This window comes from Protofrankia sp. Cj5 (assembly GCF_917627405.1).
Classification (GTDB): Bacteria; Actinomycetota; Actinomycetes; order Frankiales; family Frankiaceae; genus Protofrankia.
On record NZ_CAKJTO010000030.1, the window covers coordinates 31,606 to 42,242 of the forward strand.

Below are 10,637 nucleotides of genomic sequence, written 5' to 3' on the forward strand. Positions count from 1 at the left end.
TTCGGGGGATGCCGGATGACAGACGGATGCATCGTGAGGCGGAGAAGGTCCAGGTAGCGGTGTTCTACCTGGGCCGACGACAACGAGGCGAGGCGCCGTCTGGCGCCGGCAGACCCTGGACGAACTTCCGGCGGCGACCACTCAGGTGGGGCGACGACCGGTTCGACCCAGCCTCGTCCCCACAGCAGCAGCAGGCCGGCGGCCTGGACGAGCGCGTCCTGCGTGAGGGTCAGGAACAGGCAGTTGCGGACGGTTCCTGACCGGCGCCCGGTCCGGCCGAGGCGTTGGAGGAACGACGCGACTGAGCTGGGGGCGTTCAGCTGGATCACGCGGTCGAGGTCGCCGACGTCGATGCCCAGTTCCAGCGTGCTGGTCGTGACGATCACGCAGTCGCGGGCCTGGGTGAACGCCTCTTCGGAGCGGCGCCGCTCGTCGACCGACAGGGACGCGTGCGAGAGGAAAGTGGTCACGCCGCGGGCGCGCAGTTCGCTGCCGAGCTGTTCGACGAGCTGCTTCGAGTCGCAGAAGACGAGCCGTTTCTCGCCCTGGTGCAGCGTGGCGAGTACCTTCGCCGCGTTCGGTACCGAGCCGATGTAGTCAAGCTCGATCTCGCCTGGCGGCGGACCGGCCGCGGACGCGGTCGCGACCGGCACGTCGGGCGCGACCACAAGCCCGGGCCGGCGACCGACGCCGGAGCCCTGGAGCCAGCGGAGCAGGTCGGCCGGGTTACCGACTGTCGCGGACAGGCCCACGACCTGCAGCTCGGGCCGGCCCGCGCCCGAGTCGGCCGCTTCGGCGGCGATGATCCGTCGCAACCGTTCCAGCACGGCCAGCAGGTGCCAGCCCCGGTCGTCCCCCGCGAAGACGTGCACCTCGTCGACGATCACGGTCCGTACGCCGGCGAAGAAGCCACAGCGGCCGGCTGCCGGCCCGTGCCCGCTCGGCGAGCGTGAACAGCACCTCCAGCCCCCGGCCTACAGCTCCTCACGGCATTGACGGGCGAAGCCGGGGCAGCCGTGGCCGGGGCCCGCCAGGATGTTGAGCAGCGCGGTGACGGTGCGGGGTTCGCGTCGGTAACGGGACGTCTGCCGGCGAAGTGCTTCCATGACGGCGTCGGGGTGAAGCTCCAGCTGGCCGAGCAGGAAGTCGTCCTGTGCGTGGACGGTGATACCGAATGCGTCGGTGGACTCGATGGGAAAGTCACGGATGTTCTCTGTCACCAAGACGCCCGCGCGTCCCACGACGGCCGCGGCCAGGACGTGCCGGTCTTTGGGATCGTTGGTCATCGAACCGATGAGACTCTCGTGTCCGGTGACCCTTGCGTCGGGGAAACTGATGTTCATCTGGTCGAGGCGGTGGTCGACGGCCTCGGGCTTCGCACCGACCCTGAGCAGGTTACGGCGAAGCTCCTCCAGGATGTGGTCCGACCACAGGGGGCGGAACGAGCCGGTCTCGGCGATCGAGAGCAGAGCGTCGCACAGGTACGACTTCAGGAGAACGCAGGTGTCGAGGAACACCGCGTCCATGGCGTCGCCTACTCTCCGTCGCTGTCGGCGGGCAGCCGTTCGAAGCCCATGTCCGTCGGCAGGTCGTAGAGCCCGGCGTCCTCCGCGTCCGCGACCATCTGGTCCAGGCCAGCGGCCTGGTGGCGCCGGGCACGTTCGTGATAAGCGAGCACGTCGGCGAGCCGTACCCGCCGGTGCCTTCCCGGCTGTTCGAAAGGAATCTCGCCGGACTCCAGCAGCCGAACGAGGGTGGGCCGGGAGACTCCGAGGATGTCGGCGGCCTCGGTCGTGGACAGCACCATCTGATGCGGAGCGATGGTGATCGCCAACCCTTGGGTCAGCATCTCGACCACTTCGCGAACGACCTCGAAGATCTCGGGAGGCAGGTCGACCCGCTTCCCGTCGGGGCTGATCAGGGCGGCACCTGTTGTTCGGCGGGTGGTCAGCGCGGCGAGCACGCCGCCCAGCCGCTCCCGGTTGTCTGGAGGCAGCAGCGTCCGTTCGACGAGTGGCGTGGTCACAGCCTCAACCTACCATCAAACGAACAAGACGAAAGATCCGCTGTCTCGGCGGCTGCTGGCAACGGGTAGGGCCCGCGCATTGATCGCGGACCGCCAGGAGCCGCTACGACGCGGCCAGGCCGGGCTCGTCGCCCGCGGCGCGGTGCAGGTTGGCCACCCACGAGTCCGGCAGCGGCACCCAGTCGCTGCCGGTCACCAGCTGCACGAGCGCGCCGTCGAGCCGTGGTGGCAGGCTCGGCTCGGTCGTCGGGCCGAGCAGCCACAGCGGCCGGCCGCCGGCCCGCGCTCGCGCCCGCTCGGCGAGTGTGAACAGCACGTCCAGCCCCCGGCCGTCGTACCGGCCGAAGACGCCGGCGTCGTGCAGCAGCAGCGGTGCGGGCTGCCCGCCCGGCCCGGTCCGGCCGGCGGGGGCGTCGACCATTTCGGCAAGTAGCGGCGCGGCGCGTTCCCAGGCGAGCCGCACGTACTCGGCGAGGTTCGCGGCGGCCCGGCTGCCGGGCTCGGCGGTGTCGGCGCGCAGGATCGTCGCCCACGTCGGCTTGGGCCGAGGGTCGACCTCGGCGTGCAGCGCGTCGAGGAACACGGCGGCGACATCGACCAGTTCGGCGGCGAACCGGTGCGGCTTCGCCAGCTCGGCGCGCGCCGTCAGGTAGTGGCTGCGCCGGACCGTGAGGGCCCGGAACCCGCCGGTCTCGCCGGCCGCGGCCAGGCGCTGCTCGGCGGTCGCGGCGGCGACCCGGTCGGGGCCGTCGTCGGTCAGCGCCGAGCGGCCGGTCCAGCCACCCAGGTCGGTGGGCTGGCGGACGACCGGTGTCGGCCGGGAGCCGAGGCCCATCGAGGAGAACAGGCCGTGCGGCGGCGCGTAGCCGCCGCGGGCGTGGTCCCAGTCGAGGGTGAACCCGGCGTCACGCAGCGGGTCGTCGAGCCGCGGATGCGGCGGCAGCTCGGTGTCCAGCCCCGGGAACCGGGCCAGCACCCGCTCGTGGATCGTGTCGACAAGCAGTAGAGGCCGTTCGGCGCGCTCGTCGGACCCGGCGGTCTGTACCGGGATGCCGCCAGGGCGGGCCGAGAGGACGCCGGCCTGGGAGAGCCGCAGCGCCCGGACGAGATCCAGGGCGCGCGGGTAGATCTCCAGGCGGGCGTTGGTCGCGGCGGCGCGGGACGCGGCAGCGGCCAGCCGGACGAGGCGCGGCGCGTCGAGCGCCGGCATCCCGTCCGGGCTGTCCGCGGCGAGCTCGCGCAGCACGGTCGCCGGGCTGGGGAGCTCCTCGGCCCTCGCCAGCCGGTCGGCGACCTTGCCGAGCGCCACCGCGTAGTCGAGCAGCGCCGGCGCCGACGGGGTGGCCGGGCCGTCGGCCTCGGTCACCTCTAGGGCGACCAGCATCCGCTCGTAGTACTTCCGCCGGGCGATCCGCGGCTCGGAGTCCAGGTCGACGGTCTCCAGCGCGGCCCGGACGACCGCAGCCGCCCGCGCCCGCGGCGCGCTCGTCCCCGGGGAGCTGCCCCGGCGGGCGAGCACCGCGGTGACCAGCTCGTCGAAACCCATCACCCGGCCGGCGTCGGCGAGGATCTCGACCAGCTCGTCGTGCACCGAACGGACGGCGGCGTCGGCGTGCCAGGCCTTGCGCCGCGCGATCAGCACCTGGGCGATCCGGCCCGGCGTCACCCCGACCCGCTCGGCGACCAGTTGCTGCCCCGGCCAGAGCGGCAGGTCCGGCGGCTTGCCGGCGGCGTCTGGCAGGCCGAGCAGCAGGCGGGTGGCGTTGGCCTCGGTGGTGGCCCGCGTAGAACGGGGCAGTAGCCGGTCGGCCACCGCCTCGACCGGCATCCGGGCGTAGTCCGTCGCCGTCGTGGGCTGGGCCGTCGGTGGCGCGTCCGCCGGCGGGCTCTGCGGAGCCGGAGTGAGCGCGCGGCGCCACTGCCGGATCCGGGTCTGTAGTTCCTGGCGGGTCTTACCGGCCAGGCCGGGCAGGCTGATGATGTCCTTCGAGCCGAGGTCGAGCAGGTCGCCGACGGTCGTCGCGTCGAGCCGGTGCGCCGCCGAGACCGCGCGCGGTGACAGGCCGGCCTGCTCGAGCGGCGTGTCCTCGGCCGCCTGGGCCGCGGCCTGGTCCGGGGTCAGCGGCTGCTTGCCGGCGGCCGGGTGGACGCTCGGCACCGGCGGCGTCGAGTCGGCGGCGCGGAAGACGGCGAGCCAGGCGTCGCGCATGTCCTTCAGCGAGCCGAACCGCTTTCCCGCGTCCCGGTCGAGCGCGCGCAGGAAGAAAGAAGAGAGACCGGCTCGGATCGCCGGGTCGAACGCCTCGGTCGCCACCGTCGGCGGGCCCTCGGTGAACCGCGCCTCGGTGGAGCCGTCGCCCCACAGCGGCAGCTCGCCGGAGGCCATCTCGTGCAGCGTGACCGCCAGGGCGTACCGCTCGGCCTGGTCGTCGTAGGTGGTGCGGGTGCCGGCGCCGAGGAACGGGTCCAGGTAGCGGGGCGTGCCGGCGGCCGTGTCGCGCACGGAGTGGTTGGCCAGCGAGAAGTCGATGAGCACCAGCTGCCAGGTCCGGTTGGGCCGGCGGCGCAGGACGATGTTGTCGGGCTTGAGGTCGCGGTGCGCGACGCCCTCGCCGTCGAGGTAGTCGACGGCGACGAACAGGTCGCCTGCGAAGATCTCCAGTTCGTCGACCGAGAGCCGGCCCTCGCGCAGCTTGCGGGCCATGGTCTGCTCGCCCGCGTGGTCGAGGACGAGCACGGTGCGCCCGCCGATGACGAGGGTGTCCTGCCGGGCCAGCCGGATCACCCGCGAGTCGCCGAGGCGGCCCAGCATGTCCGCCTCGTGCTGGAGCCGCGCCGCCCGCTCGTCGGAGAGCGCGACCTTCAGGACCTCGTCGCGGTTCGTCTTCTCGTTGCGCGCGAGGAACGCGCGGCTCGTCGAGCCGGTACCCAGCCGGCTCCTGATCCGCCACTCCCCGCCGACGAGGTCACCGCGCTCGGCCTCCAACGGGTCCAGTTCCGGTGCGGGCTCCTCGGGCAGGTCGACCGTCGGGGTGGTCGCGCTCTCCGGTGCCGCGACGGGCGGCGCCGTGAACTCCCCGACGACGAGCTCCAGCCAGTCGAGGAACTCGCCGACGGTGGCGAAGCGCTCCTCCGGCTTCGCCCGGGTGGCCAGCGCGACCAGGTCGTTCGCCGTCTCGGACAGCGAGTCGACGACCGCGGACGGGTGCAGCCCGCCGGCCTCGGCGAGCCGCGCCTTCAGCATGTTGCGGGTCAGCGCGGGGGCCTCACCGGTCAGGATCAGGTAGGCGAGCGCGCCCAGGCCGAAGACGTCGATGCCGACCGGGTCCGGGTACGGGGCGTCGACCTCGGGGGCGAGGTAGCTCTCTGCGGCCCGTTCCAGCTGCGGCAGGTACCGGTGCGCGGGCTCGATGGCGAGCGCGACCGAGGTCTTCGTCATCGAGCCGGTCAGCTGCCCCGTCGACGCGTCGATGTCGCGGGCCGCTGCCTGCCAGTCGCTGATGACCAGCCTGGGGGAGAGCCAGCGCCGCTCGCTCTCTGCCTGGTCGTCGCCGCGGCGGGTGGACGGCATGACGAGGACGCTGCGGGCCGCGAGCGCCCGGTGGTAGAGGTGGCGGCCGTGCGCGTAGTCGAGCGTCTCGGCAACCTCGCGGATCATGCGCAGCCGGGTGCTGGCGTCGAGCCGGTCGCCGTACCGGGCGAGGTAGTGGTCGAGGCGCATCTCGTCGGGGTGGTGGCGGAAGATCAGGGCCGGGCCGGCCTCATGTTGCTCCAGGCCGTCGACCTGGACGATGCCCTGGTGATCGATCCCGTTGAGGACGAGGAACTCACGCTTGGCTGCCGCCTCCCGGGTGCGGCGCTCGGCCTCGCCCGCTCCCGTCTCCACCAGGTAGATCCGCACGCGGCGGCGCGCGGAGGCCATCTGGGTGTGCCGGGCGTGGTAGTCCTGCCACGTCGGGCCGGACTCGAAGGCCGGGAACTCCAGCTCCCACGCGCCGACACGCCGGTGGCGCCCGCTGCGCGCGATCCCGGCGGCCGGAAGCAGCGTCGCGAGCCGCCTGGACGTCTCCGGGCTGATCCGGTGGCGTTCGTCGCGCAGCGGCGCGTCCAGCAGGCCCGACCAGATCGGCGGGAGCGCGCCCGCGGTGCCCGCCCGCACCGGGGCGTCGCCGGTGACGGGCTCCGGACCGAAGATCCCGTGCAGCTGGAAGTCCGGCAGCTCGACCTTCACCATCCTGTTCGAGAGGAAGACCGCCGGCTGGAAGAACGGCATCCGCGGCTTGCCGAGTCCCTGCGCGCGGGCCGCGGTCTCCAGGAGGTGCTTGAGCTCCTTGGACTTCTGGTTCGCGAGGATCAGCGGGTTGTCGAAGATCAGGTCGCCGCCGGACGGCCGGTGCTGGACCCAGTTCGACCCGGAGGCCGTCAGCCGGCCCGCCCAGCTCTTGATCTCGATGAGGTACACCCCGCCGCGGGCGACAACGAGCAGGTCGACCTCGCGCAGGTGCCCGGTCGACGCGACGAAGGTGAAGTTCGACCAGGCCCGGTACGGCTCCGCGTCCGGCAGCAGCCGTTGAACATGTTCCAGCGCCTCCCGCTCATGCGGGAACTGCGACGCCGTGACCGTTGTCCAACGCCTGTCCTGCACCCCGTCTCCCCACTGCTCTCGCCGCCAAGTTCAGCCAAGTTCAGACGATGACCCCCATTGCCCCAGGTGTCGATTCTCTTCAGATCATCCAGGACCGGGTACTTCTCGCTCGGTTGTTTCGAGATCCCCGTCAGCTCCTCCTTGCTCCTCTTGAGCACCTCGCCGGTGAATCGCGCCCAGGTGCGATTCCGGCCGTCGTCGACCGCGTAGGCCCATTCCCAGCCAGCCAGCCAGCCAGCCGTCTCCGTCGAGCCCAGAGCGAGGCTGGGCGGGAACATCCCCGCTGTCACCTGATGGTCACCAGCCGCTGGAGTATCTCCACGCTCCGCGCTGTCGATCGAACTGTATCGACTCGATCACGTGGTACTGCGGTGGGCCTCTGCTGCCTGTCCGGGTACAATCCGGCGCCGTGCCTGTGTCTCGTAAGCGGAAGAAGAAGTCGCGCTCCGGCCGGCGTTCTTCGGGCCGGCCCGAGGTAGCGGCCCCCAGCAGAACAGCGCAGGCCAACCCGTTGCGGGAGCTGTTCGAGTACCGTCGCCAGCTCGACGAGCACCGCACCGCGCTGGCCGCGGACTCCGCCGGACCGATGGTCGATGCGTTGATCACGGCCGCTCCTGGCTGCTCCGACGACGAGCTCGAAGATGGCTTCTGCGCCCGCTTCGGCGCGGCGATGACCCAGTACGAGGGCGGTGAGCTGGAGGACATGGTCAGCCCGGACGACTTCGTCCGAGCCGTGCTGTCCGCGCTCGACGAGCGGCTGCGCGAGCCGGAGGATTCCGGCAGTGACGTCGCGGCGGCGCAAAGGCTGCTGGCCGTCGTCGCCGGTGTGCTGCCGGAGCCGCTGAGTGCCTCCGCGTGGGATCTGGTCGCCGAGCACCTGGACGACGCCGCGGCGCAGCGGGCCACCCGCGGGCGTGCCGTGACCGGCCCGGCCCAGTGGGCGCGGAACAGCTATGGCACCCGCTGGGCCGTGGTTGCTCCCTTCACCTGCGCGGAGGGCTCGCGGCGGTGGTACCTGTGGGACGTGGACACCTGCGGATACGAGATCGTCACCGTGCACAGCGGCTTCTACCCTTCCGCCGAGACCGCGCTGGCCGAATGGCAGCAGGCTGTCGGCCCCTCCGCAGCCGAGGCCGCCCTGGCCCCGGCGGACGACACCGAGACGCTCGACGCGCTTGTGCCCGGTGAGGTGGAAAGCATCCGGTTTGGCGGAGAAGACCAGGCTCAGTACGCCGAGTTCTTGCGCAGCCGCCGGCTCGGCCGCACCGTCCGGCAAGCGGCCGGCCGGGCCCGCGGGCGCACGCTCCCACGGCTGAGCGTGGAGACCGCGGCCGAACGGTTCGCCCGTCAGCTGCGGCGGATCGGCCACCAGGACAGGCCGGCCGGCGACGAATCCGACCAGGGTCCCGCCGGTGCCGGTGACCTCGCCGCGGAGATGGCCGAGTCCTGGTCCCCGCGCGGGCACCCCAGCCTGTACCCGTACTGCTCGCCGCACAAGGTCGACGCGGCGGTATCGCACCTGCGCGACTTCTACCAGGACGACTTCGCCACCCAGCTGATCGCGGTACTGCCCGAGTGGATCCGCTTCCTCGCCGAACACACCGGCATGGCAGCCGACCTGACCGACCGCTGCCTCGCCTACGCCTCGGGCGAATCCCGGTTCCCTGGCCCGCGCGACGAACACGGACAGTCCAGCATCATGGCCCGCGTAGCTGAATGACCGCACGCGCAGTACCACAACCCGGTGATGCCGCGCCGGCCCTTGCCGAACCGGAACGGCCGTACCGGCATCACAGTCTCGAACCGCGTCCCCGCCCATGCCCCGGAGCCTCATCGTGAAGGCCCGGCTCCGAGATCCGTCGGCGCCGCGGCAGCAGTCACCGGCTCTGCCCGGCGTGTCCTTCTCCAGGGTCCTCGGTCTGTCGGCAGGTCCACCTTATGATCACCAAAGCTGCGCATTTCCCGGACCTGATCCAGCCCGCGCCTGAAGACCGCCCGGTTCAGCGCGCTCTGGCCGGGGATTATCACCACAGCTGGGAACATTCAGCAGGGCCGCTCCGGCGGCTTGTGGACGGTCGCTGACCGGCTCCGGACCGGCGTCGTGTCCCGGTAGCGGTCGCGGAACGCCTCGGAGGCGGCAGGACCGGCGGTAAACACGAAGTCCTCGCCGTCAACCCGGCGGCCGGTCGTGCGGTCGACCATGATCGGGTCGGCCTCCTCGCCCGTCTGCGCGTCAACCAGGACCATGCTGCGCTGCTCGGCGTCGAGCCGAGAGTTTCCCCACGCGGCCAGCGCGACGAGCACCGGACGCAGCGAACGCCCCAGGTCGGTGAGGACATATTCGTAGCGGGCCGGGCTGGTCTGGTAGGGCCGCCGCTCCAGCAGCCCGTCAGCGACCAGGGTTTTCAGCCGGGCGGTCAGCATGCTCGTGGAGATCCCGAGGTTGGCCTGGAACTGGTCGAAGCGGGTGTAGCCGTCAAAGGCGTCGTGCAGCAGCAGCACCGTCCACCACTCGCCGACGATCCCCGCGGCCCGTGACAGCGGGCATTCCCGGTCTTCCAGCCTGATCCGTGCGGGCACGCGCGCGACACCCCTTCCATTACTGCTAAGTTAGAAGTCACTGGCTTCTAAAACAGAAGTCTACCGGTCGCGGTCGCCACCGGCACCAGCCTCGGTCGGCGACCGTGTTGAGAGGAGCGAGACGACGTGACGATCAACGACGGTCTGGGTGGCCGCAAGGCACTGGTCACCGGCGGCACCAAGGGCACCGGAGCCGCCATCGCGACCAGGCTGCGAGAGGCAGGGGCTACCGTCATGGCGACCGCCCGGTCGATGCCCGAGGGCTACGACCACCCGGGGCTGTTCGTCGCGGCCGATCTGAGCACACCCGGCGGCGCCGTGGCTGTGATCGAACGGGTCCGGGACCTGTGGGGCCGGCTGGACATCCTGGTGCATACCCTCGGCGGCTCCCAGGCCCCGTCCGGCGGGTATACCGCGGTGAGTGAGATCGACTGGGCGTTCGAGCTGAACCTGAACCTGCTCGCCGCGGTGCGCCTGGATCGCGGCCTGCTACCCGCCATGACCGCCCAGGGCGCGGGTGTCGTGGTCCATGTGACCTCGATCCAGGCACGGATGCCCCTGTTCGACGCCACTCTGGCCTACGCCGCGGCCAAGGCGGCATTGACCACCTACAGCAAGGGCCTGGCCAACGAGCTGGGCCCACGAGGGGTACGGGTCAACACGGTCGCTCCAGGCTGGATCGACACCGAGGCATCCCAAGCCCTCGTCGCCCGCATCGCAGCGGGGCAGCGGATCAGCGAAGCCGCAGCCCGCCAGCAGATCCTCGACGGGCTCGGTGGCATCCCGATCGGCCGGCCCGCGCGGCCGGTCGAGGTCGCCGAACTGGTCGCCTTCCTCGTCTGCGATCGTGCCGCGTCGATCAACGGTGCCGAGTTCGTCATCGACGGCGGCACCGTCCCCACCACCTGACCCGGCCGCGCGAACGACAGACGAGGCAGGAGCAACGATGCCCACCATCGACATACCCGGGCCGATCCGCCGCTACTTCGAGCTTGCCGCCCACCCTGACCAGGCCGCCTACGTCGATCAGTTCGCCGCCGACGCTCTGGTCGAAGACGAGGGCAGGAACTATCAGGGGATCGACGCAATCCGTTCCTGGCGCGGTGAGGTCCCCCTCGTGACCTACACGATCAAGAGTATGCGCCGCAACGGCCAGGACGCACGGGTCGAGATTGCCGGCGATTTCCCCGGCAGTCCCGTCGAGCTGGCCTTCCACTTCGAGTTCGACCCAGCCGGGAAGCTCCAGCTCCTCACCATCCGTCCCTGACCGGCAGCCGCTTAGAGCGCCCGGCAATAGGGGTGTGGATCGAGGAGTGGGGCTGGGGTGCGTGCATCGCGAGGCGGAGGAGGGAGCCACCCTGGTGTTGGGTGGCGACTGACGACAAC

The 10,637-nt window shown here is 71.5% G+C and carries 7 protein-coding genes and 1 pseudogene; 3 read left to right on the plus strand and 5 right to left on the minus strand.

The genetic code is table 11. The features are described from left to right. Positions 1-143 precede the first annotated feature (143 nt). The 4 genes and pseudogenes from MJ777_RS09045 to pglW all read right to left on the minus strand — a co-directional run. Positions 144-908, minus strand: a pseudogene (locus tag MJ777_RS09045) (helicase-related protein); the annotation flags it as partial. A 66-nt stretch (positions 909-974) separates the two neighbouring features. Continuing rightward, positions 975-1,526: a putative toxin-antitoxin system toxin component, PIN family gene (locus MJ777_RS09050; RefSeq protein ID WP_239375112.1), complete on the minus strand. Its 552-nt coding sequence runs from the start codon at positions 1,524-1,526 to the stop codon at positions 975-977. 8 nt (positions 1,527-1,534) lie between these two features. Continuing rightward, the gene (locus MJ777_RS09055; protein ID WP_239375115.1) at positions 1,535-2,026 is read right to left on the minus strand and encodes a helix-turn-helix domain-containing protein; all 492 of its coding nucleotides are present in this window, start codon (positions 2,024-2,026) and stop codon (positions 1,535-1,537) included. A gap of 103 nt (positions 2,027-2,129) precedes the next feature. After that, on the minus strand, positions 2,130-6,671 hold the full coding sequence (gene pglW, locus MJ777_RS09060) for a BREX system serine/threonine kinase PglW (RefSeq protein WP_239375134.1): 4,542 nt from the start codon (positions 6,669-6,671) through the stop codon (positions 2,130-2,132). A gap of 409 nt (positions 6,672-7,080) precedes the next feature. Here pglW and MJ777_RS09065 point away from each other — a divergent pair, with 409 nt between their 5' ends. Next, complete coding sequence (locus MJ777_RS09065; protein ID WP_239375137.1) at positions 7,081-8,391, plus strand: hypothetical protein; 1,311 nt, start codon at positions 7,081-7,083, stop codon at positions 8,389-8,391. A gap of 323 nt (positions 8,392-8,714) precedes the next feature. Here the strand turns inward: MJ777_RS09065 and MJ777_RS09070 are convergent, their stop codons facing one another. Next, positions 8,715-9,251, minus strand: coding sequence for a helix-turn-helix domain-containing protein (locus MJ777_RS09070; protein WP_239346847.1), 537 nt, complete (start codon positions 9,249-9,251; stop codon positions 8,715-8,717). Between the two features lie 126 nt (positions 9,252-9,377). On the opposite strand from MJ777_RS09070, the gene MJ777_RS09075 reads away from it, so the two are divergent. Both MJ777_RS09075 and MJ777_RS09080 read left to right on the plus strand, forming a co-directional pair. Next, on the plus strand, positions 9,378-10,160 hold the full coding sequence (locus MJ777_RS09075) for an SDR family oxidoreductase (protein WP_239375140.1): 783 nt from the start codon (positions 9,378-9,380) through the stop codon (positions 10,158-10,160). Positions 10,161-10,197: 37 nt separating this feature from the next. Then, a complete protein-coding gene (locus MJ777_RS09080; RefSeq protein ID WP_239308976.1) occupies positions 10,198-10,518 on the plus strand; it encodes a nuclear transport factor 2 family protein in 321 nt (106 codons plus the stop codon). Positions 10,519-10,637 lie beyond the last annotated feature (119 nt).